The sequence below is a fragment of the Rhodococcus sp. EPR-134 genome (assembly GCF_001647205.1).
GTDB lineage: Bacteria > Actinomycetota > Actinomycetes > Mycobacteriales > Mycobacteriaceae > Rhodococcus_F > Rhodococcus_F qingshengii.
Window position 1 is genome coordinate 1 of the sequence record NZ_LVCT01000517.1, and the last position, 26514, is coordinate 26514.

The 26514-nt window shown below is 61.0% G+C and carries 22 protein-coding genes and 2 pseudogenes; 6 read left to right on the top strand and 18 right to left on the bottom strand.

Features of this window, described 5'->3' with window-relative positions:
• Together A2J01_RS35335 and A2J01_RS23635 are read right to left on the bottom strand one after the other, a co-directional pair.
• Positions 1-107, bottom strand: a pseudogene (locus A2J01_RS35335) (DJ-1/PfpI family protein); the annotation flags it as partial.
• Between the two features lie 85 nt (positions 108-192).
• On the bottom strand, positions 193-1332 hold the full coding sequence (locus A2J01_RS23635; protein WP_024487877.1) for a glutathione-independent formaldehyde dehydrogenase: 1140 nt from the start codon (positions 1330-1332) through the stop codon (positions 193-195).
• Positions 1333-1682: 350 nt separating this feature from the next.
• Here A2J01_RS23635 and A2J01_RS23640 point away from each other — a divergent pair, with 350 nt between their 5' ends.
• Entirely contained in the window at positions 1683-1979 is a 297-nt protein-coding gene (locus A2J01_RS23640) for a putative quinol monooxygenase (protein WP_020971354.1), read from the top strand.
• Positions 1980-3913: 1934 nt separating this feature from the next.
• Here the strand turns inward: A2J01_RS23640 and A2J01_RS23645 are convergent.
• The 8 genes from A2J01_RS23645 to A2J01_RS23685 form a co-directional block, all read right to left on the bottom strand.
• On the bottom strand, positions 3914-4441 hold the full coding sequence (locus A2J01_RS23645) for an AAA family ATPase (RefSeq protein ID WP_007735561.1): 528 nt from the start codon (positions 4439-4441) through the stop codon (positions 3914-3916).
• Between the two features lie 380 nt (positions 4442-4821).
• Positions 4822-5001 carry a hypothetical protein gene (locus A2J01_RS23655; protein WP_054188352.1) on the bottom strand — a complete coding sequence of 60 codons (180 nt, stop codon included), beginning with the start codon at positions 4999-5001 and terminating at the stop codon, positions 4822-4824.
• A gap of 191 nt (positions 5002-5192) precedes the next feature.
• Positions 5193-5585, bottom strand: coding sequence for a limonene-1,2-epoxide hydrolase family protein (locus A2J01_RS23660; RefSeq protein ID WP_230544128.1), 393 nt, complete (start codon positions 5583-5585; stop codon positions 5193-5195).
• Between the two features lie 44 nt (positions 5586-5629).
• Complete coding sequence (locus A2J01_RS23665; protein ID WP_064113714.1) at positions 5630-6766, bottom strand: PDR/VanB family oxidoreductase; 1137 nt, start codon at positions 6764-6766, stop codon at positions 5630-5632.
• Positions 6763-7668, bottom strand: a complete 906-nt coding sequence (locus tag A2J01_RS23670) for a metal-dependent hydrolase (protein WP_064113715.1) — start codon at positions 7666-7668, stop codon at positions 6763-6765. The genes A2J01_RS23665 and A2J01_RS23670 overlap by 4 nt, the downstream gene beginning before the upstream one ends.
• A 78-nt stretch (positions 7669-7746) precedes the next feature.
• Entirely contained in the window at positions 7747-8400 is a 654-nt protein-coding gene (locus tag A2J01_RS23675) for a TetR/AcrR family transcriptional regulator (protein WP_050654926.1), read from the bottom strand.
• 40 nt (positions 8401-8440) lie between these two features.
• The gene (locus A2J01_RS23680) at positions 8441-9631 is read right to left on the bottom strand and encodes a CaiB/BaiF CoA transferase family protein (protein WP_064113716.1); all 1191 of its coding nucleotides are present in this window, start codon (positions 9629-9631) and stop codon (positions 8441-8443) included.
• Between the two features lie 2 nt (positions 9632-9633).
• A complete protein-coding gene (locus A2J01_RS23685; RefSeq protein WP_064113717.1) occupies positions 9634-11583 on the bottom strand; it encodes a flavin-containing monooxygenase in 1950 nt (649 codons plus the stop codon).
• 153 nt (positions 11584-11736) lie between these two features.
• Between A2J01_RS23685 and A2J01_RS23690 the strand changes: the two genes are divergently transcribed.
• Positions 11737-13383 (top strand): class I adenylate-forming enzyme family protein, encoded by a 1647-nt coding sequence (locus A2J01_RS23690; RefSeq protein ID WP_231915888.1) that lies wholly within the window; start codon positions 11737-11739, stop codon positions 13381-13383.
• Positions 13370-14050, top strand: coding sequence for a TetR/AcrR family transcriptional regulator (locus A2J01_RS23695; protein ID WP_007735574.1), 681 nt, complete (start codon positions 13370-13372; stop codon positions 14048-14050). Before A2J01_RS23690 ends, A2J01_RS23695 begins: the two co-directional genes overlap by 14 nt.
• 79 nt (positions 14051-14129) lie before the next feature.
• On the opposite strand, the gene A2J01_RS23700 is transcribed toward A2J01_RS23695, so the two are convergent.
• The 8 genes from A2J01_RS23700 to A2J01_RS23740 all read right to left on the bottom strand — a co-directional run bounded on the left by A2J01_RS23700 (position 14130) and on the right by A2J01_RS23740 (position 23959).
• Positions 14130-15299 carry an iron-containing alcohol dehydrogenase gene (locus tag A2J01_RS23700; protein WP_042922071.1) on the bottom strand — a complete coding sequence of 390 codons (1170 nt, stop codon included), beginning with the start codon at positions 15297-15299 and terminating at the stop codon, positions 14130-14132.
• Positions 15300-16296: 997 nt separating this feature from the next.
• A complete protein-coding gene (locus tag A2J01_RS23705; RefSeq protein WP_050654928.1) occupies positions 16297-17313 on the bottom strand; it encodes a hypothetical protein in 1017 nt (338 codons plus the stop codon).
• A 596-nt stretch (positions 17314-17909) separates the two neighbouring features.
• Entirely contained in the window at positions 17910-18893 is a 984-nt protein-coding gene (locus A2J01_RS23715) for an NAD(P)H-dependent flavin oxidoreductase (RefSeq protein WP_050654930.1), read from the bottom strand.
• Positions 18894-18973: 80 nt separating this feature from the next.
• On the bottom strand, positions 18974-20110 hold the full coding sequence (locus A2J01_RS23720; RefSeq protein WP_050654931.1) for a CaiB/BaiF CoA transferase family protein: 1137 nt from the start codon (positions 20108-20110) through the stop codon (positions 18974-18976).
• A complete protein-coding gene (locus A2J01_RS23725) occupies positions 20107-21204 on the bottom strand; it encodes a hypothetical protein (protein ID WP_064113718.1) in 1098 nt (365 codons plus the stop codon). Before A2J01_RS23725 ends, A2J01_RS23720 begins: the two co-directional genes overlap by 4 nt.
• A gap of 50 nt (positions 21205-21254) precedes the next feature.
• Positions 21255-22211, bottom strand: coding sequence for an ABC transporter substrate-binding protein (locus A2J01_RS23730; protein WP_003943065.1), 957 nt, complete (start codon positions 22209-22211; stop codon positions 21255-21257).
• A gap of 90 nt (positions 22212-22301) precedes the next feature.
• Positions 22302-23075 carry an ABC transporter ATP-binding protein gene (locus tag A2J01_RS23735; RefSeq protein ID WP_231915889.1) on the bottom strand — a complete coding sequence of 258 codons (774 nt, stop codon included), beginning with the start codon at positions 23073-23075 and terminating at the stop codon, positions 22302-22304.
• A gap of 11 nt (positions 23076-23086) precedes the next feature.
• Positions 23087-23959 (bottom strand): ABC transporter permease, encoded by an 873-nt coding sequence (locus A2J01_RS23740; RefSeq protein ID WP_050654934.1) that lies wholly within the window; start codon positions 23957-23959, stop codon positions 23087-23089.
• Positions 23960-24193: 234 nt separating this feature from the next.
• On the opposite strand from A2J01_RS23740, the gene A2J01_RS23745 reads away from it, so the two are divergent.
• The 3 genes and pseudogenes from A2J01_RS23745 to A2J01_RS23755 form a co-directional block, all read left to right on the top strand.
• The gene (locus tag A2J01_RS23745; RefSeq protein WP_064113719.1) at positions 24194-25084 is read left to right on the top strand and encodes a LysR family transcriptional regulator; all 891 of its coding nucleotides are present in this window, start codon (positions 24194-24196) and stop codon (positions 25082-25084) included.
• Positions 25081-26007 carry a LysR family transcriptional regulator gene (locus A2J01_RS23750; protein WP_050654935.1) on the top strand — a complete coding sequence of 309 codons (927 nt, stop codon included), beginning with the start codon at positions 25081-25083 and terminating at the stop codon, positions 26005-26007. Before A2J01_RS23745 ends, A2J01_RS23750 begins: the two co-directional genes overlap by 4 nt.
• Positions 26008-26193: 186 nt before the next feature.
• A pseudogene (locus tag A2J01_RS23755) lies at positions 26194-26514 on the top strand (acetylxylan esterase); the annotation flags it as partial.

The following is a 26514-nucleotide window of genomic DNA, read 5'->3' on the forward strand; positions in this document are numbered from 1 at the left end:
GCGAACTGCTCGACGATGGCCTGACGGAACGCAGGAAGGTCGTCGGGCGAGCGGCTCGAGATCAGGTTCCCGTCGATCGCGACCTGTTCGTCTACGACTTCTACTCCTCCGGCCCCGTCGGCAGTCGATATCGCTATCTGCTTGCCCTGCAGTGGCATTGGCATCGTTGTGCTCCTCTCGGTTCTGGCCGTGTCAGGGATGCAGGACGACTTTGGTCCAGCCGTCGTCGCGAGCGTCGAAGTGCTGGTAGCCGGATTCGGCTTCGGCGAGCGGGAGTTCGTGGGAGATGATCCAGGAGGGCTTTGCCCGGTCTTCGTGGATGAGGTCGCGCAGTTGCCGGTTGTAGTGTTTGACGTTCGCTTGTCCGGTGCCGATCTTCTGGCCCTTGAACCAGAATTTGCCCATGTCGAAGGCGATCTTGCCGTTGCGCTCGAGTTCGTCGGGGCCGTTCTGGTCCTGGGGAAGGAAGATGCCGACCACCCCGATGTGGCCGGTGAAGCGCACCGAATCCACGAGCCGGTTCATCGTCATGGCGGCGTCCTCGTGGCCTTGCGGGTCGTGTGCCTGATAGCCGACGCACTCGCACCCCTTGTCTGCGCCTTTCCCGTTGGTTTGCTCGAGGACCTGCTCGACGGGGTCGCCCTTCGAGTCGTCGATGGGGACGACGCCGATCTCTTCGGCCAGGCGTAGCCGGTCGGGGTGGCGGTCGACGATCATCACCTTGCTCGCTCCCTGGATCATCGCCGAATACGCGGCCATCAAACCGACTGGGCCAGCGCCGTAGACCACCATCGAATCGCCGGGTTGCATGTCGGCCAGGCGGGTGCAATGCCATCCGGTGGGAAAGATGTCCGACAGCATCACGTAGTCGGTTTCCTTGTCCTGGGCATCCTCGGGCAGTCGCAGACAGTTGAAGTCGCCGAACGGCACTCGCAGATATTCCGCCTGTCCGCCCCAGAACGGGCCCATCCCCGCGAAACCGAATGCAGCGCCGGCCATCTTCGGATCGGGGTGCACCGTCAGGCAGAATGCAGTCAACCCTTCCTCGCAGTTTCGGCAGAAGCCGCAGCCGATGTTGAACGGCAAGCACACTCGATCCCCTGGCGATACTTTGACCACTGCATTGCCGACTTCGGCGACGATGCCCAAGTTTTCGTGACCGAGGACCATTCCGGGCTCCAGATCGGTGCGGCCTTCGTACATGTGTAGATCCGACCCGCAGATGTTGGTGCTCGTGATCTTCACCAGCACATCTGTCGGATTCTCGATCCGCGCATCGGGCACGTCCTTGACGTGGACCTCTCGAGGCCCGTCGTATACAAGCGCTTTCATCGCGGCACTCCCTTGTCTTGTAGCTGCGGCTTTCCGGTTGATCTCGTCGGCCGCAGGCGTCCACGCGTGAGCGACCGACCGAACGAATCGTGCTGTTCGGGGAAGGTCCACGGCGCGCAGAAGTGAAGACCGCACCAAAATGTCGGCGCACCAACATTTTTCCTGCCATCGACGCAACTGCGGCTGCATCCAGGCATCGCATTCCCTCACCATGGAGTCTCCTCCTTCGGCTCCACGATCGCTAGGGGGTTGGGATCGGTTTCCTCGAACGGTGGGTTTGGGTACCTTCCATTAACCGATGGATGGTGTGATGCTTGACAGTGTTCACCACCTCGAAGAGGAGATCCGATATGGCCACCAAGGCGCTGCTGGTCCGACTTGAAGCGAAGCCCGGCAAGGAAGAAGCGGTCGAGGAATTCCTCCGATCGGCACTGCCGCTCGTCGAGCAGGAGCCCGGCACGAAACCCTGGTTCGCGGTGCGGTTCGGGCCCTCGTCGTTCGGCATCATCGACGCATTCCCGGACCAAGCTGCCCGCGAGACACATCTCAATGGTCCGGTCGGCAAGGCCCTCGGCGAACGCGCCGACGAACTCTTCGCTGCGCCGCCCGAAATCAGCTACCTCGACGTTCTCGCTGAAAAAGTCTGAACAACCGACTGGAAAATGTCTTGTCGATGGCGTCACATTCGGTTGTGAATACAGTTGTGCCACAGCCATACCCGAATCACGGTAGCTTTGCCGGCGTGCGCGGCTGTGGCGTACTGTCCGTCGCTCGCTTCCACCCAGGTATCGGTAGATCACGAGCAGGGCACTCAGTCGAGCCAACTCGCTACCCGTGTAGGAAGAGCATTTCAAACTCGTTTCATTGCAAAGTGTTTCGAGTTTGAGGTGACCTGCCTGGAGTGAAGTAGGACTCCTTGTTCTTGGAGGAGGGCTTAGTGGAGCACCACGGATCATCGAGCAAGGACGATTGGTGCTAGTCCTGTTGGAAAGATGGTCATAGACGATGGCAAAGGTGAGGTCGGATGGATTCACCATCACCGTGCGCCGGTCACCGACCTGGGGTAGCACGTTACCTTTGGGTGCCTCGCAGTCAGCGTCGAACGTGTCCAAGCCCGGGCCGCTGATACGGACGGTCAGTTCGGCGGTGTCTTGGCCCTCGTTGAGGTCCCGGATGCGGTTGACGGCGAAAATTTCTGCAGTCTCTGCGATACCGACGGCCCGGAATCGCTTTCCTCCCAGCGTCATCCATAGGTACTGACTGCAAGCCCGATTCCGATCGGGAAGGTGAAGACTCCCCACTACACGGCCGGTCGATCGAGTACGTCATCATCCCGGCGGCGAAACCGATGAGTTCGACCTGCCGCGGTTTGTCCGTGTTCTTGTTGGACAAACCGACACCCTAAGTGAGGGGGTGGTTTTCGGGTGGCCGTTTCAGGATTGAAAAGCGGTGATGCCGCGTCCCCGTGTGGTTGGCGTCGGAGCGGTGTGAGCCCGGATTGCCGTGGACTGAATATTGTTGCAGTCGTTAGCTGTTCGCCGTTTGATGCGATCTCGTTGTGTGCGGTTTTGTTGGTTGCCGACCATATCATGTTGCCGTTGTTGCAAAGCGCCAGTAGGTGTTTGTTGGCATCAACGATGGCTGATATTGGAAACGACATGGACGATCTCCGCTGGCAAAGTATGTAAGGGGTGGTTGGTGCCCCTTGGAGCGCTCGGAATGCTCGTGGGAAGTCGCGGCCACACCTGTTGCCGCAGAACCATGGCGATAGGTCACCTGTCGGGTCGGTGCCTGGTGCTGGAAAGGTTCGAACCTAGTCAACAGTTTCCGTCGGCAGTCACTCCCGGTCGTCGACACACTGGTGAATCCTGACGCCCCGTGCCTCGTTCGTAGCTCCGTTGCTAACGGTTTGATCCCGTCGAGTCCAGGGAGAGGGGCAGTGTTGACCGACTGCTGGTGGATTGTTCTCAGCTGTCGAAAAGGCCATCTTTGCCCGGAATTTCAGCGCCAACTGTCGCGTAGTTTTTCGAAAGTCGCAGGTTGATCTGACAAATAGATCGGAATCTACAGCCGCCATCGCCTGAAGGTGGGACAAGAATCGGTCATGGTGGGATTCGGGGCGAGCACCAGCGATTACGTCGATGTTGGGCGGCTGCCGAGCGGTTACGGTGTTTGTCGAATCAGTCTCGGAGCCCGACGATCATCCGGCCACGAAAAGTGCGACCGTAGCGAGAATCGCAACAGAAAGGATGGGTACGCGGCGACTGTCACGCTGGACTCCGTTTCCTCGGTTTCGCGAAAATTGCCAGGACAACCGGCTCTCGGAATTCACTCTGAGCCACGAGATACCTGTTTTCGATACCCTCCGCCAGAGAGTGAGCCCGGGAACGCGCGTTAGTGAGCAGCGCTCTGCGGGGCGGCAAACTGAAGGGGCGGCAGCACCAGCTCACCCGAGAAGACGTACATCCCTTGCGATTTTAGAGACCGGCCAGCCATAAACCGAAGTTTCATCAGGTCGATCATCACGAGTAACACTCAGTGCCAGCATCTTTCGAACGCACCCAGCTCGACGATTCCGGTGTCACTGCAAAGCCGAGAGAACCGTGTCGACCCGCCCACGGAGTGGGCCGTCAAGCTCGACAACTACCAGGGAGTCACACACCTGCATCGGATCGGCGTACACCAAATCCAGCAACGCGTCGTTCACCGCGCGCTGCAGCTCCGGCATCCCCACCGCAGGCAACTTCTGCACTGTTTCGACGGTAATCGGCACCACAACCAGCACGTCGAGAGTACACAGCGCGGACCTCACAATCGCTGCCTCGACTTCTGCCTCCGGATCGACACCACACGCCGACAAGTACGCCAGGAAGTCGAGCGGCGTGCGATCGAATACAACACCAGAAGAAGGTGTAGTCAGCAATCGCAGTGAACGACGAAGCTGCGCACGGTAATCATCAGCCGAGGGTGGAAACTCGAACTCGCGCCCCTCCTCTTCGAGCACGAAATACGGTTCATCGACCCGAATGTGTCCCGCGAGGCGGCCACACAACTCGTCGACCAGCGTGCTCTTGCCGGTCCCGTGCGGGCCGGATACTCCAATACGCATTAGTGGGGCCCTCTCGAAGAAAGTTGCGGAACTACTCGTCAGTTGAGCACCCGTCGACCGCCGGCTCGATACCGACCCCTGGATGCCCCGACCCGTCGACAATTCTCGTTGCACCTCGGTCGAGTCGTACTGAGGGTATCGAGGTGAGATCGGATCACGGTGGTGATCTGCTCGGAGTCGGTGGGCATCTTCGACGACTGCCTGCCCTCGGTAGTGGGATCTGCTGAACTGATCGTGCATCCCGAGAGCAGCAGTGCTGCAAGGGCTCCCCCGAGGAGGATCGATTCCACCGATCGCCGGCGGTAGTGGTTTATGGATGGATTCACCGAAACTCCATTATTCGTGAACATGTTGCGCCCGGAAAGTCATCCAGCCGGCGGCTAGAAGACAAACGCGGCGGACAGCAGAGCAAGGCTGAGGACCGCGGTGGCATTGGCGGCGCGAACAAAGACGTACTGCTCCGCATCCTCGGCGCCGAGACACAGCGGGGTCAGCTGCAAGGCCAGCGACAACATCCCGGTGTCGTGTGCACCGAGAGCGAACAATTGTCGAGCATCCATCAGCGGTATCCAATCCCGTTGCAGTCCAAAGGAACAACGAGCTGGTCACATGCGCGAACGTAGACTCGGCGAGAGTTCTCCGCACCAGCGGCCGAACTCCTGAACCGAGGATGCAGTCGAGAAGCTGCAGGGGGAGATTTCAGCATCTGGTGAGGACTCCCCGGCAAAATGCGACACAAAACGTCGCTACTTCAGGTGGTTGGGCCGAATCGCAATCCGCGGAGCAGTCGGCGGTAGGAGAAGCGGTCGTCCCAAATGCGAAGCAGGCCGTTTGCGAATGTGTAGTGGCCGTCTACGTCGAGGTGCATGGCAAACCATCCGATGCGGATGATCTCTCGTCGCCGGGAGGACACGGTGTTGTGGTCGGTGGTCATCGTGAGCACTTCCACGACCTCGTACCTGGTGATCAGGCGAGAGACGATCGTGAGCGCCAGTTCGACGCGTTTGCTTCCACGCACGCTGGGCAGGCCGGTATTGCGCCATTCGATGTCGGGATCGACGAGTGCGCGCACGGCATCGGCGTCCATTTCTTCCAGTGCGATCAGCAGGTCCACCACCCGCGATGTCAGTTGATCGTCGTTCAACAGGTACTCCGGTCGTCGGGAATTGTGTTTTCTCATCGGTGGATTCATGTGGTGACCGTCAGGCAGGGACTGTTGCTCCGCGAAACGCACAGGAGCATCTTGCCGGCGGCGCGCTCGGCTGGGCTCAACGAATTGTCACGATGATCGACGTCGCCGTCGCTGACGCGGACCATGCAGGTGCCGCAGAAGCCCTGACGACATGAATAGGGGGCTTTCGGGTTCACACGCAGCACCGCGTCCAGTGCGGTCTGGTCGGCGGCGACATCGATGACCTGACCGGTGCGAGCCAGTTGGATGCGGAAGGGTCGTCCATCGACGACCGGTGCGGCGGAGAAGCGTTCGGCGTGCACTTCCACACCGGGCTCGTTGCGCACACTAGCTGTGATCAGGTCCAGCATCGGGACCGGACCGCAACAGTAGATCGCGTCGCCGCTGCGGACATTCGGCGGGAGAAGATCATTCGCTGCGGGTAGGCCGTATTCGTCGTCGGTGCGGATGGTGACCCGATCACCAAACGGCGACAATTCCTCGAGGAACGGTAGTGTGCGGCGCTCGCGACCGACGTACATCAGCGACCAATCCAGGCCCATGCGCTCCGCCTCGCGGACCATCGGCAGTATCGGTGTGATGCCGATGCCACCCGCCACGAAGTGAACGCGCTTCGCGCGCTCGATTCGCCCGGGTTCGACGAACCCGAATGCGTTGCGTGGACCGCGAACGCCGACGACGGTACCGACTGGCAACTCGTCGTGCACCTCGTTCGATCCGCCGCCACCATCAGGAATCCGGCGTACCGCGATCCGGTAGCAGCGTCGATCGGCGGGATCGCCGCACAGCGAGTACTGACGTATCCGTCCCGAGGGCAGGTACAGGTCGAGGTGTGCCCCGGGATACCACCGTTCGAGGTCGCTGCCGTCAGGTGCTCGCAGTTCGAGACTGACCACGTCGTTGTCGGTGGCCACCGTCGTGCGCTCCGACACCGTGAGCGTTGTCTTGTACTTGTCGATCCGGTTTTCCGGTGGCTCGTCGCGATGAATCAAGACCGCCAACTTGACCTGCGTGGAGACCAGGACATCCAGAATGCGCAGAATCGAGTCGCGGCGCTTGCCGCGACGTAGGTCGACCGGGATCTCGCGGGGGGCCGGCCACCGCTGTGTGAGTTCGGGCGCGTTGGGTGTCATGTGTTGACCCGCTTGGCCGCTGGCGATTGCGCGACGTAGGCGAGGGCCTGGGCGGTGGACCCCACACTGTCGGGGTGAAATCCCGGCACGAACGTCGACACACCGCTCCAGAACCATTTCGATACACCAGGCACCAGTCCGCGGCGTCCGGCGCGGACGAATTCCAGTAGCAATCGTGGATAACCGATGTTCGGCGTGTTGGGGTCGTTGCGACTCAGATACATCGCAGCACGGAGCAACCACCCCAAAAAGATTGGCCACGTGATGATCATGGAGATACAGCGGCGAAAGTAGCCGACTCCGAAGTACGTGGCGACCTCGTGTGCCACGGCACGATGCTCGACCTCTTCGGCCCCATGCCACCGATAGAGGTCAAGCATCTGCGGATCCGCGCCGAATTTCTCCAAGTCCGCGTTCAACGCCCAGTCGCCCACGAACGCGAACATATGCTCCGAAGACGCGCAAATCCCGAGACGCTCGATCAGACGCTGCCGGACGGCCCGCGGATCGGGGTCGTCACCGACGCCCAAAGTTCTACGGAAGAAATACTGCATCTGGCGGTTGAACGGGGCCGGGTCGATCCCGTGCCGTGTGAACACCTGATTCATGACCTCGTCATGCGCCTCTGCGTGCAGCAGTTCTTGACCCATGAAACCGAGCATGTCCTCGCGAAGCTTCTCGTCGTGCACGTCCGGGAGGGCCTGCTCGAAGGCCTGGATCATCATCCGTTCGCCCTCCGGGATGACGAGGTTCATCGAGCTGAGGAGGTATGAGGCGATCGGCTCGTTCGGCAACCACACCAAAGGCGCTTTCTCCCAGTCGAAATCGACTCGCCGCGGACGGATCGCTACCCGGCCGGGCGGTGCGATCGGACTCTGTGTCAGTCCACTCGTAATTCGCATGACCACTCCTCATTCATAAGTACGCAGCAGTACTTATGAATGAGCATGGCGATCTACCCTTGGCTTGTCAACACCGGACTACGAAGGGTCGGACGAGAGATCCAGTACCCGTTCAAGGAAGGACATGATCGGCGCATGAAGATTCATGTACGAATTCGACCCGTCAACCACCTGGCGGTAGAACAACTCGTTGCAACCGCCGATCGCCGCGAGAAACACTTCACGCCCCGGGGCTTCTGAAGACTTGGACGAGTAGCCGACGAGCAATGCATCGGCGAGCAGTTCCACGTACTCGTTGCGCTTCGCCACCCCGGCCGGGCCGGCCACAGGTAGGTCCACCACCCAGGCTCGCACGAACTCCGGTTCGGACGAACACGTCTCGAGATACTTCTCGATGACAGCCGAAAGCTGTTCGTGTAGAGATAAATTGGCGGTCGAGCTTTGTGTCGAGGTGATGTTGGAGACGATCACCTCGATGCCGGCGTCGATCGCCGCGATCAAGCACGCTTCTTTGCTCTCGAACTGCTTGTAGAAAGCTTGACGAGACACCCTGGCACGCCCGACGACATCGGCGATCGTGGTCGAGGCGATCCCCTTCTCCGCCGTCGACGAGATCACCGCACGCAGAATGCGATCGCGTTGCGCGTCTTGAACCTCGTCCACAGCCAGTCGGCCGCGGCCACGCGGCAACCCGGGGAGGTCACGATCGAACGATCCAGCCAGCCTGCGCATACCGAAATCGTAGCCCGCCTGGCGCCATCGGTTCTCTCGCTCACCACGTCTGTGGACCAACCGCCATGCGAGTGGACCGATGTCGAGTGGAATTGCCCCCGAGGTGCTCTGAGGCAATCTCCCATCGCGACACGGTTGCGTCCAGTTCGTCGTTTCTCCGTGGTGGGGCTGCTCCCTGTGACGAGTCCAGCCGTGGTGCGGCGGAGGGCATCGAAAAGCCTCCTGCATCGACGAAGGCCGTTCGCTGTATTGCATGGTCGTGGAGTGTTGCCTCGTGGAGTGTGAGCACGGGTGTGACACAAGCGTTCAGGCCGTCGAAGACGTCGACCCAGGCGTCGCGATCGTGTGTGGCGAAGGTTCTGCCGAAGCGTTCGGACAAGTCGTCCCAGTTCGATTGGTCCCAGCGATTCGGCAACGAGGCGGGATCCAATCCGAGTCCGAACACGAAGCGGTCGTAGTACACGTCTTCGAGGGCCCCTACCGCCATGTACCTGTGGTCTGCGCACTCGTACGCGCGGTAGAACGGGGCAGATCCGTCGAGGAGGTTGGTTCCACGACGGGCTGACCAGCGGCCGGCATGCTGCCACGATCGGACGAGCGCAGTCAACGAACTGGCGCCGTCGACCATCGCTGTATCCACCACCTGGCCTCGGCCAGTGCGTTCTCTTTCGTGCAGCGCGGCAAGTACTCCTACGAGCAGGAACATCGATCCGCCGCCGAAGTTCCCGACGTAGTTCAGCGGCGGTGACGGCGGCCCGGAAGCCGGTCCGAGCTGTTCGAGCGCGCCCGAAAGCGCAAGGTAGTTCAGGTCGTGCCCGGCTTCTCGGGCCATCGGTCCCTTCTGGCCCCAGCCACTCATTCGGCCGTAGATCAGCCCCGGATTGTCCTGCAGGCAGATCTCGGAGCCCAGGCCGAGCTTCTCCATCGTGCCGGGCCGAGAGCCCTCCATCAGGACGTCCGCTCGGCCGATCAGCCTGCGCACCTTGGCGAGATCTTCGGTCTTGGTCAGATCTGCAGTGAGTTCGGTCCGCCCTCGGAGCATCCCCGCATTCGCATCGTCGATGCCGTCATCTGCTCCCATCGAGATGGGGCGCACGATGCGCACGACATCGGCGCCAAGATCTGCCAACATCAGACCGGCGTGCAGCAGCGGCCCTATGGCCTCCATTTCAATGACCCGGATACCCGACAGCGGCCCGCCGTGCACTCCGCCGGTGGCTTCGTCCTGCATGATCACCCTCGCGCGGTCGGAGTCGGGACCGACTCGGAGCGTGCCGGCTCGGTACGAAAATCTGCCGGGTCGACTCGGTAGGTCATGGCCCAGTAGTCGTTGATCCGCCATGGAAGGACCGACACGACGCGACCGTCCGGGTTTCGGTACCAGTTCTCCATTGCCGGATGGGTCCAGACCATCTGTGCGTGCTGTCGGTCGACGGCCTCGTTGTATCGATCGTTGACCTCGGCCCGGCACTCCATCGCGCCGAGGTTTTCCGATTGCATCAACTTCAAGGCATCCATGATGTAGCGGACCTGACATTCCAGGATCGTGATGAAGCTCCCCCCATGTCCCAGGCCGGTGTTCGGTCCGGTCATGACGAAGAAATTGGGGAAGTCAGGAACTGTGATTCCCAGGTAGGCGCGCGCGTCGTGCTCGCCCCAGATTTCTCCGGTGGACCGGCCGGATCGACCGACGATGTCCATCGGGTAAAGAACGCGCACACTGTGGAAACCCGTCGCCATGACAATGACGTCCAGCTGGTGCTCGACGCCGTTCATGTCGACGAGTCCAGAAGGTGTCAGGGCGTCGACTCCGTGGGGCACCAGTGTGACGTCGGGCTTACGAAGCATCTTGAACCAGCCATTGTCCAGCAGCATTCGCTTACCAAAGGGCGGATAGTCCGGAAGAGATGCCTCGATCAGATCTGTTCGATCACCCAGCTGATCGCGGAGATAGCGTTCGTAGAACTTGCGATGACCATGGTTGGTCGCATTGATCGAGGCCCTCGGCTCTGGCCAGTCGGGGTCGACCTGGAGGGACGAGTACACCTTGTCGTTGAAGATCCACGACAGACGCGCCCGGTACCACTCGCGATAGCCGGGGATGTTGTCCATCAGCCAGTGGACGCCGTCGTCGATGGTCGTGAAGTAGTCGTCGTTCGGTGCGATCCACTGTGGTGAGCGCTGGAAGATCGTCAGCGATCCGACACGATCCGCGATGGCCGGGCCGATCTGCATAGCACTGGCTCCGGTACCGACGATGCCCACTCGCTTTCCGCGGAGCGACTCGGGATCGTCGAGCTCGTTCGGCCACTCGGCGGAGTGGAAGAGGCGACCACGGAAGGTCTCGATTCCCGGTAGATGCGGGATCTTGGGACGATTGAGCAGACCGACCGCGCTGATCAGGATGGGAGCCTCGAGGGTCTCCGGCGCCTCACCTGGTCGCTGGACGGACACACGCCAACTCTGTTTCGACTCCTCGAACTCGGCGCGCGTCACCTCATGGCGGAAGCGGACATTGCGCCGGATGTCGTTGGCCTCCGCAAAGTCCTCGAGATATCCCTGAACCTCGTCGCGCTTGCCGAAGTGGGTCGACCAGTTACGAGGGAACGACGAGATCGAGTAAAGGTGGCTCGGTGTATCAACTCCGGCGCCCGGATAGCGGTTCTCCCACCATGATCCGCCGACGTCGTCGTTCTTCTCCAGGATCACGTGAGGGATTCCAGCGCGGGTGAGCTCGACGGAGGCCAGCATCCCCGCGATGCCGGCTCCGATCACGATGGCGTGGAGTCGCTCGTCGCACTCGGCGGTGGCAGGCTTGATCTGCGGACCATTGACTATCTCCGCCATCATCGGCGCGAAGTCCGGCGGCACGGTCTCGCTGCAGGTGAAGTTGAGGATTCGCTCGACTTCCGAGCTGTCCAGCGTCCGCCGGGACGGCTCGTCCAGCGTCCACCAGCGTTCCACTGCGTCGATCAACGCGCTCCGGATTTCGGACTGAACTTCCTCCGGAAGTCCTCCCGTGGAGTTGTCATCCATGCCCCGACTGCGCGTGGGTTGATAGCGGGGTGCCACCCACCGCTCATCGGCGGTCAGCTCCAGCAACACGGCGAGCATGGTCGGAACGTTGCCCCGTAACACCGCCGAACGCAGGTGGTCACGGTCCAGGTCAGTGACGATAGTCATGCCATGCAGGCTAACAGCCGTTAGCGACACAACCAAGTGTGATTTCGATATTCCCATTGTTGCTTGGAAACTCTGCTTGACCCGCGTGGATGCCGATGACAGTATGAGCCACATCATACTAACCGCGGTAAGCATTCAGGAAGTTGAGGAACCATGGATCTGTCGACAAGTGTCGAATCGGATGCCACTGATGTGCGACGGAGTTCAGGTCCGCTTGTCCGATCCCTCACAGCGACCCAGTCGTCACCGCTAGGGCGAGCGACGTTGGGCGACCAGCTACGCCGCCACTCGCAGAGTCGATACTCGAAGCCGGCGATCGTGTCGTATGCCCCAGGTGGTCGACGCACCGTGACCACCTACGGTGCGCTCAATCAGGATGCCAACCGGGCATCCCATATGTTCCTCGGACTCGGTGTTTCCCGCGGTGACCGGGTCGCCGTGATGGCCCGCAATCGCGTGGAGTCGATCGTCGCCTACTACGGTGCTCTCAAAATAGGGGCGGTGTACTCCGGCATCAATGTCCTTTTCGGACCGAACGAAGTGGCTCAACAGATCGGGCACCTCGAGCCCGCGGTTGTGGTCGTGGCCGCGGAATTCCTGCCGGTACTGGAAGAAGCGCTGGCGGGACTCGGTACCCGCCCCGAAATCATTGTTCTCGACAGCACGGACGAGTTCGGCGGTCACTGCTTCGATCAACTCCTCGAGTCCTCGTCGCCGACAGAGCCGGATTGCGATGTCGACGAGCACGATCTCGCAATGATCGTGTACACCAGTGGAACCGAGGCGGCTCCGAAGGGCGTCATGCTGCCGCATCGCAACTACCTGGTCTCCACCGCACCTGCGTACACGTGGGGACTGCGATGCCTGGACGATGACGTCTGGCTCTACGTCATGCCATTCCACACCATTGCCGGAATCGGCTCCCTGACCTCGCTCCTGCTATTGGGAGCGACGCTCGTGCTCCCGGCCAGCCTCGCGCCTGCCGACGCTTTGCACATGATCAAAGCGGAGCAGATCACCGTCCTGGCTCAAACCCCGACGTTCTTCATCTCGCTCGCAGATCATCCTGACTTCGGTCCTGAGACTGTCGGGACCATCCAGCGCTGCCTGACCTATGGAGGTCAGGTCTCGCCGCGAACGGTGGACGCATGGCACCACGCGGCGCCCGCATCGGTGTGGGGCACCTACTGGGGTCAGTCCGAGTTGACGCAGTTGGGCTCCGTCGGCTGGTTCAAGCGACTCGAGGACATTCCCGATCAGGATCCGACCTGGATCGGCAAGCCTGTAGGCCATCTCGAGGTCAAGGTGGTCGATGCCGACGGAAATGAAGCAGAGCGAGGTGAACTCCTCTGTCGCACGCCGTCGGTGATGCTGGGTTACTACAAGGATCCCGAGAAGACCGCCGCTGTCCTCGACGGTGGTTGGGTCCACACCGGCGACATCGTACGTCGCGATTCGGAGGGCAACATGTTCTTCCTCGATCGCAGCAAGGACATGATCAAGACGGGCGGCTACAACGTGTCCTCGCAGGAGGTCGAGCGCGTACTACAAGCCCACCCCGAGGTGTCGCGCGCCGCCGTCGTGGGACTTCCGGACGAATACTGGTCCGAGGCGGTCACAGGCTTCGTCATCGTCGTAGACGGCAGCGACCTCACCGGCCAGGAGTTGCGAGACCACTGCAAGACCGTGCTCGCAGGCTATAAGGTTCCAAAGGCGATCAAGATTGTGGATGAGCTGCCCACGGACCCTCAGGGGAAGCTGCTCAAGAGAGAACTACGCCGCCTGTATGCAAAGGACTGAAACGCTGAACATCGATCCTGCCAGCAGCGCGACACCCGGATCCGGTCGACCACGGCTTGAAGGGCTTCCAAGCAGACGTGACGACATACTGGCCGCGGCGGCCGAATACTTCGCTGATCAGGGCTACCACTCGGCAGGCATGCGTGGCATCGCAGATTCGGTGGGAATCAAGGGCGCGAGCCTCTACAACCACTTCACCTCGAAAGAGGAGATCCTCTACGCGATCGCGCTCAAGATGACCCGGGACCCGGTCGAGGAGCATCTACTTGTCCTCGACGAGACTGGAACTCCGGTCGAGCGACTCACCTCGCTGATCGATGTTCATCTGCGGTATTTGGCGATGAACAGGGTCGAGCATCTGGTAAGCCTACGAGAGATCTCGGCGCTTACCGACGAACACCGTATGAGGGTGCTCGAGTACCGCAAGTACTACCAGAGGCGTGTGCGCGATGTGATTGCTGCCGGGGTCCGCGCCGGAGAGTTCGAGATCGCCGACCCACAGCGTGCGGCTGTTGCGGTGCTCGACCTCATGAACGGCGTGAGCTGGTGGCTTCGAGACGACCACGATATCGAGGCGCTGGTGGCAACCTACGTGGATTACATCGTCGTCGGAATTCTCCGTCACCGTCCCGGAACGCAGAGTGGTAACGGCGGTACGCCCAGCTGACGGTTACGCCCGTTCAGCCCGAAAACAAGTGATCCCCCTCCACCCGACGTGGAGGGGGATCACTTGTTTTCGAGCTCGATCAGAGTGCCCGCCGCAACAAAGGAACCAAAGCATCCGGATTCGCGATGGGGTTCGGGTTGGTCCCGCACCAGATGTCCTTGAACGTGTACGTAGCCAGACTGGGGAGGTCGTTTTCGGTCAGCCCGACTTCTCCCAGCGATCTCGGCATGCCGAGCCGCCGAATGAGCGAGTCCGCCAACTCGTGTGCGGGCGTTTGCGGCGCACCCAAGGACGCACTGATCAGCGCCTGGCGATGCTCGTTGACTTCGCGGTTGTACTCGAGCGCGAAGGGCGCCATGACGCAGGAGGTGTACCCGTGTGGGACGTTGAACGAACCGCCGAGTGCATGCCCGACGGCATGGCTGACGCCCATGTCGAGGCCTGCGACGATCGCGACCATTGACGACCACGCACCGACCTGGCACATCAGACGCGCATCCACGTCGTCGGTGTTCTCCTTCACTCGGACGAGTCCTTCGGAGAGCAGTCGTATGGCATTCATCGCCATCCCGTCGTAGTATCCGTTCGATTCGAGCGAGCCCAGGGTCTCGAAGGCGTGGTCCAGTGCGCGAACCCCGGTCGACAGCCACAGCCACTCCGGAGTGTGCAGCGTGAGTGCAGGATCGAGGATGACAGCCTTCGGGGTCATCGCCGGATGCAAGTAACCCTCTTTGACGTTGCTCTTCTCATCCGTCGACCCGGCCAACGCGTTGAACTCACCTCCCGCCAGGGTCGTGGGCGCCACCACTACCGGGATCTTCGGGGCGGAGAAGGTGGGGGCGGTCACCGATGTGTCGGGATTGACCTGCAGGTGGTAGGCGTCCATTTGCGATGCCTCGCGAACTCCGTGCTCCAGAGTGATTGCAAGGATCTTCGCCAGGTCCGTCGCCGATCCGCCGCCCACGCACAACAGCATGTCCGGATCGGCGTCGGCAGCAACTCGGGTGGCAGCAATGACGTCTTCGCGCGGTACATGAGGTCGAACCGCATCGAACAGTCCCACGAATCGATCACCCAATGCCTCGATCACCCGAGCGATCTCGTCGGTCTGCGAGTTGAGCGTCCCGCTACATACGACGAAGACTCGGTTCGCCCCGAGCAACTCTGCTTCCTGGGCCGCGGCCTCCGCGACCGGAGCGCCAATGCGGACTCTCTCCATGGACGGCAGAGAGACAAGTGATGACTGCACGGCAATACCATCTTTCTTTCTTGATCCTCAATCCACCACGACGTCGTCAAGAGCGCTCAGCTCTCGCTCGGTCTGTTCAGGAGTGGGATAGAGCGTGGATCCGGCGCTGGGAAATGTCTCGCACCCCGTCGCAGGCTAACAGTGGTTACCCTATAGGAGATTTGTGGCGCACGCCACAATCGTTTGTCTTTTGGCCAGCGGAACCAGAGGGCGAGGTTAGTCCGTGGGCGTCAATACTGACTTGATCTGCAGTTTTTCAGAAATCCTCATGGCTCTCGGCGGCGCGCCGTTGCATCTCCAGTGGAGGGCGAGAATCGGTTACGGTGGATTCGATTCCCAAAAGGTCGAATTACCTAACCGCCGATTGCCTAATTTCGGGAACAGCTGCGTGATGACGCCTGGGTTGAGTACTGGGGCTGTAGCCATCACTGGCACTCTGGTGACGGACGCCGAATCCAGTGCGCACCCTTCCCTGCACTCAGGTGCATGGTGTCGACGGCGCGACATGCATCGACTTCGCCGTGGAGAAGCGCCTCGAACTTTCCTTGGTCGGAACAGCGGCACTGAGGTGAACAATTATCGCGAGGCGTGCCGCGGGTCGATCCGGCTGCAAAGGGAGTTGGCATATCGGGGACGAAGGTTTCTTCTTCCGAGATTCACTCCGCCGAAGCTGACCATTGCAGTCGGTCCGGCAAAGTTAGTCGAGACCCTCGGCTTCTGCTGGGGCTTCGAGACTGGGCATACCCACGGTAAATCCGCTGCCGCCGCACGACGCGAACTGTTTCTTCGACTGGATGGACCGTCAGCTAGAGGACATGATTTTCGGGGTTCGATTACGTGCGTATCGAAAGGAGGTGCTGCGTTGTCTGCGTGAGCAAGGGGGCACCGAAGAGGAGAGCACGATGATGTTGCGTCACTTCGGTTCTGAGAGCGCGGTGCCACGTCGGCAACCACCCTACTGCTTGCCGCGCCACCCTCGCCGGAGGCTCTGGTCGTGTCACTCGCCCTCGATCAATGGATCTTCCAGTTCGAGAAGCGCGACCTCGTCCGGATGCAAGTTTTCGTTCGGATCCACGGATCGGGTCAACCGGTCGTTTGGACCCAATTCGTCTGGCGCCTGGATGATCTGAAGACCTCGTGCCAAGATCTCGACTCGTCCACGGTTCTCGTTGCTCGTGAGATCTGCTGCGAAAGCAGCAGCTACGGCGTCGCGTGCCAGAGCCTCCGCCAGGTCCCAATCATGGATGTAATCCTCGACCGAAAGGTTCGCTTCTCGCCGGCTCAGCGCGGCCGAAGTGCATCCTTGAAAGTAGAGAGCGACCAACTCCTGAGCGCCGTCCCACTCCGCCTCCAGGCCGAGGGCTACCGTGTTCTCCCGCAACGCGGATCGAAGGTCGAGCGCGTCAGCTGCTCTCATCGGGGGTGACGCGCGCACCTTGCTCACGTACTCCTCGAACCCGATCACGGCGACAGTCCCGACGACATCGATTACTGCGGGCCAATTCGGCCCCAGATGGCTGGCGAGGTCGACGTCCGTGATGGTTGTCGACTCGATGTGCCGGACAAGCGAATCGAGCGAACGATCTGCGTCGTCGTAGAGTCCATCTCGTTGCGCCTGACGAAGCCACTCCGCTTCTGCGACTATCGCATCTCCGGGAATCGAACCGGCGTTCTCGAAAGCTTCATCAATGGATAGCTCAGTACCGACAGCGACTTGGGGCCCCCAAGCCGCTCCGTTGACTCGCAAGAGCTGCGCAGCAGTCTGTACCACGTTCGTCAAACGAACCGACGCGTCAGAAGAGCGACGCAACGTAGCTGCATCGGGCCTCGACGGGATGGGTTCACACGCTGGATTGTGCCGTCCACGTTCCGCTTTCGTGATGGTCTCTTCGATATTCGCAGAGGATGGGCGTGCAGCGAAGATCTTCGATACACCGATAGCACCAGCAGTAGCCACAGCGATGATCAATCCCGCTGCAACGAATTTCGCCCTCCGGGTCGGTACCGCATGCATGCTCTTGATTCCCCTTCGGTGTGCCCCGGACGATGCGAGCGAAATATCGGATTCTATCGCGAACGCTATCGGGCGCGTGAGACTTCAGTGTTCGGTCAAGCGCAAGATTGTTGCGGGGATCGGGGCGCCATAGGGAGTAGGTGCCTTGAAAGGGTTGTCAGACGACTTCGACGATCGCACAGTCGGGACGGGCGCGCCGGGCTCTCGTCCTTGCTGTATGCAGTCGAAGCCAAGAAATGTCGGTGGACGTAATGGGGGGAGCTGCTGCGGGCCGACGGTGATGTTTTGGTAGCCCCATGGCCACAACGTCGAGTAGATCGTGTTCGGTGCCGATCGAAATCCTTGCGGTCGTCACTCTGATGACCCCAAGCAATTCGGAGTACACCTCCTTTCCTCGTCCTGACGTCAATGATCGTCCGGACGCACCCGAAACGATCGAGCGGCGATGGCAAGCCGCGAGGCGATCTGGAAGAGCTCCCCGTCACCGCACGACGCATCGAGGACGAGGTATCGGCGGCACGCGGGTCGACGAGCGCAACGGCAGGGGCATTCGCGAAGAACTGGCCGACGGTAGCGCCCAGTGGGTTCGGACGTAGTCAGGCGCTGACTGGGTCCAGGAGGCCGGTAAGCCGTCCGGCAATCAGTGCTTCGGCCTCTGTGACAATTCGTTCCACCAATTCACCCACTGTGGGGATGTCGTGAATCAATCCTTGCACAGTGCCAGCCGTCCAGATGCCAGCCTCCTGGTCGCCGCTGTCGAACACCGCTCGGCCCCGCGCACCGGCCACAAGATGTCGAACGTCTTCGAATTTGCCACCACTGGAGAGGATTTCGACAACTTCTTGGCTGATGCTGTTGCGTGCTACGCGAGCGGTATTGCGCAGTGACCTGAAAATCAGCTCCGTGTCGACCTCCGAGGCAGCGACTATCGCCTGCTTGATGTTGTGGTGAATCGGGGACTCCTCGGTACACATGAACCGAGTGCCCATGTTGATGCCGTCGGCGCCAAGCGCCAGGGCGGCCACCAATCCTCGCGCGTCGGCAAATCCACCGGACGCGATCATGGGAATGCTGATCCGCTCTGCTGCTGCAGCGATGAGGACGAGACCCGGTACGTCGTCTTCCCCTGGATGCCCGGCACATTCGAACCCGTCGATGCTGATGCCGTCGACACCGAGGGCCTGGGCTTTGACCGCGTGGCGGACGCTGGTGCACTTGTGGAGAACCTTGATGCCTGCGCCGTGAAAGTGCGGCAGATGGGGCGCGGGAGACGATCCAGCTGTCTCGACGACTTTCACTCCGCAGTCGATGATCACGTTGCGATACTCATCGTAGGGCGGAGGTGTGATCGTCGGGAGGATTGTGAGGTTGACCCCGAAAGGTTGATCGGTGAGCTCGCGCGTTCGGGATACTTCTCGGGCAAGATCGTCAGGTGTCGGCTGTGTCAGGGCAGTGAGCATGCCGAGCGCGCCGGCGTTTGCAACTGCCGCTACGAGTTCTGCTCTCCCCACCCATTGCATGCCGCCCTGCACGATTGGGTGGCGAACTCCGAACGTCTCGGTAAATGCGGTGGTCAGCACTGGACATCTCCTCGATGGTGCATGGCTATCTGTTTGTCAGTTACGTTGGTGCAAAGTCAATTTCGACCCGAACGGCGCATTCAGCGCGTCGATGTTGTCCACTCGTTCAAGGCCGGAACCTGTGAAAGTTCAGTTCGTGCCATCGGAGGTTCGGCGCGATAGGGCATGGCAGGCGTCAAGTATTGTTCGCCACGTTCGTTGGTGCCGGGGATGAAGGTACGGTTCGCAACCACGTCGTCGGCGCGGATCACCTGGTCGTAGTCACGCACAAGTGCGGCAACCACTCCGGCCGCAGTGAGATGCTCAACCGCTTCCGCGGCGCTACGGTGGCACAGCTGCTTCTCGATCGTGGCGACGAGGTCAACACGGTTTTCCACGCGCAGCGCGTTGGTGGTGAACCTCGGGTCGTCGGCCAACTCGGGTAGGTCGATCGCCTTGCACAGTTCGATCCATGCGCGCGGTTGGTATCCGCTGATCACCAGCTCGCCGTCGGCGGCGCGAAAGACGTCTGCTGCCGGTGCGACGCTTGGTTGTCCGTTCCCTTTGCGACTCATGGGCTTTCCGGATACCTGCCACTCGATCCAGTTGGCGGTCTGCAAGTGGATTGCGACGTCCAGCAGGGAAACTCGGACGGACGATCCTTTGCCGGTGCGTTCGCGCCGCAGTAGCGCTGCCAGTACCGCTTGAGCGACAACGTAGCTCGTTGCATGATCTATGACCGGTGCGCCCACACGTTGTGGCGGGCTATCCGCCTCACCCGTCACCGACATCAGTCCGCTCTCTGCTTGCGCAGCGATGTCGAGCCCCGCGCGGGTGGCGGACGGGCCTTCCGCCCCGTACCCGCTCACCGAGACGGCGATGATTTCCGGTCGCAGGCGTTGGAGTTCGGCAGAGGAGAATCCCAATCGATCGAGGGTTCCCGGGCGAAGATTGTGCAGCAAGATGTCACTCGATGCGATCAGATCCCGAGCTCGCTGCAGATCGGCGGAGTCTTTGAGGTCGAGGCAGATTGAACGCTTTCCACGGTTGTACCCGTAGAAGATGCCGCGCGCGTAGTCGGCGTCGATTTGTCGGGCCGGTTCACCACCTGGAGGCTCGAGCTTGATGACCTCGGCGCCGAGATCGGACAACTGCTGCCCGGCGCTGGGTATTGCGATCAGTTGACCGATCTCCACTACTCGGACACCTGCCAACGGCAGGTCTACTTCGTCGGTCATCGAATGATCTCCACATGAGGCGAAGTGACATCCTCAGCGGGCTCCAGGCAGCGCGCCAACAAGATGCCTTCGGTGTGGTTGCAGGGGTTCAATCGATTTCTGTCACCTTCTACTCCCCCGATTCGGATCGTCACGGTTCCATCGTCATTGCGCTCGAAGTGCGCGTCGTTGAGATTGACGGTGTGGTCGCGGTACTCGAAGGACTCGAACCAGTGGTTGTACAGCATCACTCCGAAGTAGGTGCAGTCCGGGAGAGTGAATGTAATATCCACGGCAGTAGCATCTTTCAGTGACCACCAGCCGGCAACGTATTGGTTGGAGCTGGTGCCGTAGAAGTCTCCCCACCCTCGCTGCTCCGAGGTCACGCGAATCTCGTTAGGAGACTGACTGAGTGTTTCGATGAGCTGAAGACTGCGTCGAAGGCTCACGTCCATGCCACGCGCAAGTTTCGTCAGGCGCTGGACCAGCCACGCCGTGTCGAGATCGGGGCGTGCACCAGGCGGCGGACCGAGGCGCTCGATGTGGAGAACAGGATCGATCTCCGCCTTACGCGTCTTGTGATACACACGCACTACTACGTCGAAGCAGCGCTCATCCAGCCGAATGCCGCTGCGCCCCTCCAGCTCTTGTGCGACGAAGATCTCGAAGTTGCCGTCCGCGTCACACACCTTGTCGTCGATGACGATGTTGTCGGCGACCCGGTCGATCCCAGACGCGCCGACGCGATTGGCGAGGACGGCGACGTACGGCACTGTGCCACGGTTACCGTGAATTCGGTACGTTTCTTTGGGGTCGATCATCGCAGTCCAGTAGTCGACGTCGATGCCGTCTCCCCAGAACTTTCGCAACGGTGACATCAGAGTGAAGAGTTCAGGCCGGAGTACGTCTTGGCGCTCGATGTTCATCTCGGCGAGGTATCCGAACAGACGAAGTGCGTGCCGTACACCTTCGGCGCTGTCCAGCGGCGATCCGGTAGCGGCAGCGGTCGAACCGAATGTCGCAAGGCTGTCGGTGACTGCAGACCAAGCCTCGGTGAGCTGCCGGCGATCGTGCTGGGACTCGGATTGTGTTGACTGGTCAGCGAGTTGTGTCATCGTTTCTTCTCTTTCGTGGTAGACGAACTGGATTGTGTATGGGGCGTTGGTCAGCAGAGGGGGTCGAAAGGAACGTCTGCGTCGGACTTGCCCGAGGTCTGGTTGTTCACCCATCTGACGTTCTGGGTCCATCGGTCGGCCGAAATCTGCACAGGCCAGAGACTCTTCTGCGAAGCCCACACCTGGTTGGCTTTGTCAGCAGGAACATTCATTCGCTCGGTGAGAAGTTGAGCTCCTGCTTGCTCGTTCGCAGGATCGGCTATCCACCCTGCTGCGGCCTCGAGCGCCGCACACACGGGGGCAGCAGCATCGGATTCAGCGAATGTGGCTGTCGTGACGAGCACCGTGCCCAGGCCGTATGAACTCACGCCGTCAGAGCCCACCGGGTCTACTTCTGTAATCGCCGTCATCGGTATTCCTTGAGCATCGAATACGGCCTGGCTGGCAGCGGTGAGAACGGCGGCATCGATGTCGCCCTTTCGTGCGAGTGGTATCTGACTCGCGGTGGGTGCCGCTGCGATGAATTGCACCGTGGAGGCGTCGATGTTTCGTTCTGCGAGAAGCTGATTGACGAATTGCTCGGCCGCGCCGCCACGTGACGGTATGGCGATCCGCTTGCCGGGCAAATCCTCGATGGTGGTGATGCCGCTGTCTTTCGTCACGGCGATGGCAAGATCGATCGACCCGTACGGGGACAGTGGCCGCAGACTCTGCCCTTGCTCTATGGCCGGCACGACGGTTCCGGGTGCACCGACCGCGAGATCGGTTGTGCCGCCGATGAGACCGCTGATGAGTTCGGGCCCGTTCTTTCCGTCGATGAGCTCGACGTGGAGGCCTTCCTTGTCGAACATTCCTTGTTGGACAGCGACGTAGACAGGCAGGGACAAAGCACTCGCAGGGTAGACCCCGATGGCGACGCTACCGTCGTTCGGACGCCCTCCCCCTCCACACGCGGAAAGCAGTAGGGCTGCTGCAATGACTGTGCCGACAAAAGGTCGAAGTTTCATGGGATTCCTGTTCCTTGATGGCTGGGCGCATCAGAAATCAAGCTGAGTTGGCAGGGCACATCAGTAATCAAGCTGAGTTGGCTGGGCACATCAGTGGTCGAGCTGACCACGCAGCCGATTGAAGATTTCGATGTATCGAGGTTCGGCGGTGAGGGTTTCGAGTTCGCGGGGGCGTTCGATGTCAATGCTGACGTCGTCGATCACTCGGCCGGCCCCGAGCAGCAGAACGCGGTCGGAGAGACAGATGGCTTCGCCGAGGTCGTGGGTTACGAAGATGACCGTCCGGCCTACCTGGGATTGCCAAAGCTCGAGGAATTCTCGCTGTACTTCGACTCGGGTTTGCGCATCGAGGGCGGCAAAGGGTTCGTCCATCAACAAGATGTCCGGATCCAGTGCCCACGTTCGGGCCAACGCGACACGCTGGCGCATCCCTTGGGAGAGTTGCCAAGTCCACAGCTGTGACGCCTCGGACATTTGAACGGCCGCAAGCCAGCGCGCTGATTGAGTTCGTCTCTCCGCCTTGGGTACTCCCCTTAATTCGAGACCGTACTCGACGTTCTTCTGCGCTGTTCGCCACGGGAACAGCGCATCTCGGGCCATCATGAAGCCCATCCGGGAACGAGCGTCGAATGGTGTTGTGCCGAGGACTTCGGTTTTGCCTTCCGTCGCGTCCACCAATCCAGCGAGCGCGTTGAGCAGAGTGGTCTTTCCGCAACCGCTCCTGCCGACCAGGCTGACGAACTGTCCGCGAGGGATGGTGAGGTCGAGATTGTCGACCACAGTTTTCGCCGACCCGTCGGGCGAGGGGAAGGATATCGTCAGTCCGTCGAGTTGGACTGCGGGTGTAATCACTTTGGTATCCATGATGATTCCTGTCATCGTCGAGCCGGCGGCTGCCACCGAAGGAGGTAGCGCTCGGCGAAGTTCATGGCCTGGTTGAGGACGACTGCGACGATTGCGAGAAGTATGAGGATCGCGTAGACCGCTTCCATCCGGAACTGGGCCGAGTAGATCGACACAAGCTGGCCCAGCCCGTCTCGTGACGAGATCAGTTCCGAACCGACAACGCCAAGTAGCGAATAGATCAGCCCCAACCGAAGACCGGCAAAAATGCCAGGTGTTGCGACGGGGAGGAGGATGTGCCAGAACACCTGTGTCTTACTGGCATTCAGGACAGTGGATAGTCGGAGCCATTCGTCGTCCACCGACTTCACACCGGCTCGTGCACTCGAGCAGACGATGAAGAAGACAAGTGTGAACGCGAGAGCGACCTTCGCCGTCATCGTGATCCCGAAGATGACGATAAGCAGAGGCGCCAGCGCAAGACGTGGCATGGCATTCGCCGCATCCAGGAACGGATTCATGATGCGTTCGAGGGTCGGAAGCAGTCCGAGAGAGAGTCCGACCGCTACCCCGACTGCGCTAGCGAGGATCCACGCGATCACGACGGCAGTCATCGTGGCACGCAAGTTCGACGAAATCTCGCCCGACTGCACCGCTGCGGTGAAGTAGGCCCAGGCCTCGCCTGGCGTTTTGGCCAGAACTGGCTCGATCCAACCTTGCGATGCGACGAGCTGCCACGCTCCGAGTAGGACCAGAAGCAGCGCGACCTGGGCCAGTCGTACCCCGATGATGAGTCGCGTACCGGATCGACGCTGTCGAGCGGGCTTCGGCTCAGAGCGCGCCCGCCTCACGGAACGGGGTGACGTAGCACCGGATGGCGAACTTGCGGTGATGGTTTCGGTCATTTCGGCGCCTCCTCCGTAGTGCTCGCAGGCGGCGATAGGTGCTCGACAAAAGCAGACGGGTGCCTCTGGTCGAAGCTCCCCGGGTTGTTGCTCACTGCGTTCATATGTGAAGCAGATCACGGGATTCTTCTTCCCGTCTACGCCACATTCGAGAGGTATGCCATAGGGTTTCCCTATGTCTGACGGGCGCAAAATCGGGCGCGCGCGAGGACTGCCAGGAGAAGGGAACCCCGAATGGACCGGCGTCATCTGGAATACTTTCTCGCCCTTGCTGATCGGGGCAGCATTTCCGCTGCGGCTCGCGGACTGGGGGTCAGCCAGCCGACGATCTCGGAGGCTCTGGCCAGGATGGAGAAAGAGTGCGGCCTGACGCTCGTCCGCCGTGGCTCGCGGGGAGTCACCCTGACCGACGCTGGACGCGATCTCACAGGTCCGGCGGCCCAAGTACTTCGGGCATACCGGGATTTGGATCACGCTTTGCATCCATTGAACGTCGTGCAGCGGGGTCGGCTGACGGTCGTGTGTCCGCGAACATTGGCGCGTGATCCAGCGGCCACGGCCCTGGGTGCGTTCAAAAGAAAGTTTCCGAACGTTGCGGTGACGATGCTCAGCAACGACACCGACGGAATCGGAACGGTGGTGCCATCGGGTGAGGCTGATATTGGGCTCGGGGTGGACGAGGTGTTCGACGAGGGCGTTGAACGTATCCTTCTCGGCCGGCAACAAATCGTTGCACTGGTGCCGGCCGCACGAAGTGAAGGCGAGGGGGCAGCGGCGTTGACGGATCTGTTGCGAATCGGATTGATCACCAGCCCGCGTGACGATGTCACTCGGCGACTGTTGGCGGAACGCCTGGGCGAAGGCACTGTGGACGAGGCGGTGGTTGCGGAGACTATCTCTGTGGCTTCGATGATCCCACTTGTACGCGCGGGAGTCGGCGTCGCTTTCCTTCCCGAATCTGTCGCCGATACAGTCGGAGAAGGTGTGGTGCTGTGTCGTACTCGGCCCCCGCTCACTCGTGATATCTGGATGTTCCACGGTTCGACGCCATCGCCTGCGGCACAAGCGTTTATCGAGACGACCAGCCGATTACGTGACGAAGGTGGAATGGGGAACGCCGGATGAGCAAGTTCGGAGAGTCCGCCACCCCGCGAATCGATCCGCGGCAGCTACAAGACTTCCTTGCCGTCGTCGAACACGGCAGTATCACGGCGGCAGCGGCAAATCAGTTCACGGGAACATCGAGCGTCTCTCAATCAATTGCGCGGCTCGAAAGACGGGTCGGAGGACGGCTTTTCAATCGAGGCCGGACCGGCGCGACGCTGACTGCGCGCGGACGGAATCTCATCGATCCAGCACGCGAAGCGCTGGCCGCGCTCGACCGATTAGTGGTCGAGCGCGAGTTCTTACTGTCAGCAGTCCCCCACCTCAGTGTTGCCACGACAGCGAGCCTTGCGGACGATCCCGCAGCGGTACTGCTCGGAGCGCTGCGCACGGAGGTGCCGAACCTGAGGATCACCATCTCGGATCCGCCTGGGTCGTCCGTGGCCGATGCGATTCACCCGGTCATGGCAGGCACCGCTGACGTGGCAATAATGGAGTCGCTGCCCACCGGTGTTCCCGGGACGCGCACGGTGCGCCTTCCGGACCACAAGTTGCGGCTCGTCTGCCCGCCCGGTACCCCGCCACCGGTGGACGGGGTATTCATCGGCGAAGATCTCATGCGCATCGGCTTGGTTGTCGCACCACGGTTCGAAACTTCCGATGTCTATCGCCATCTGCGGTCGATCGAACCGCGAATCGACCACGCATTCGTGATGAGGTCACAGCACCGCGATGCCTTCGCGGATTTCGCGTACGAAGGGATCGGTGCTGTCATCCTCGAACTCTCCAGTGCCGAGCGAGCATCCGAACGCGGGTGCACTGTGGGCGAGATATTCGAACTGCCACCACGGAAGATCGCAGCCGTGGCAAGGGACGGCCAGAACACGCAGATCGTCGAACATTTCCTACGGCTGTGTGCCGAGCAATCCGCGCGGAAGCCGTAGGCCGAGGCGATCTCGACCTTGCGCTCTGGGTATTCGCGTCGCCCGGGCATCCACCGAGAACGATGATTTTGTCCACAGACACAACACTTCTGGGATAGTCCGTTTCCTGAAACAAAGCCGACGGGTTGCCTTCCCGTGAATATGTAATACACGTCACTCCGGATCAACTTCGAAAGGTTGACTTTCATGCGAAAGTCTCTGAAACATTTCGTGAATGCTGCAGCGGCGGTTGCGTTGTGCGCGACGCTAGGACTCACGGGCGCAACCGGAACAGCGGCTGCCGATGCGCCCGGCATCCCGAGCGTCGGGCACGATTGGGCGAGTGCAGGGCCGTACACGCCGAACGTCTCGATCGGGCTGGTGCACACTCTGTACTACCCGCGCCAGCTCGGCGCGCGCGGCGAGAAGCACCCTGTTGTGATCTGGGGGAACGGGACCGGTGTGCTCCCCGGTGCGTACACCTCCTTGTTGCGCCACTACGCCAGCCACGGATTCATCGTGGTCGCC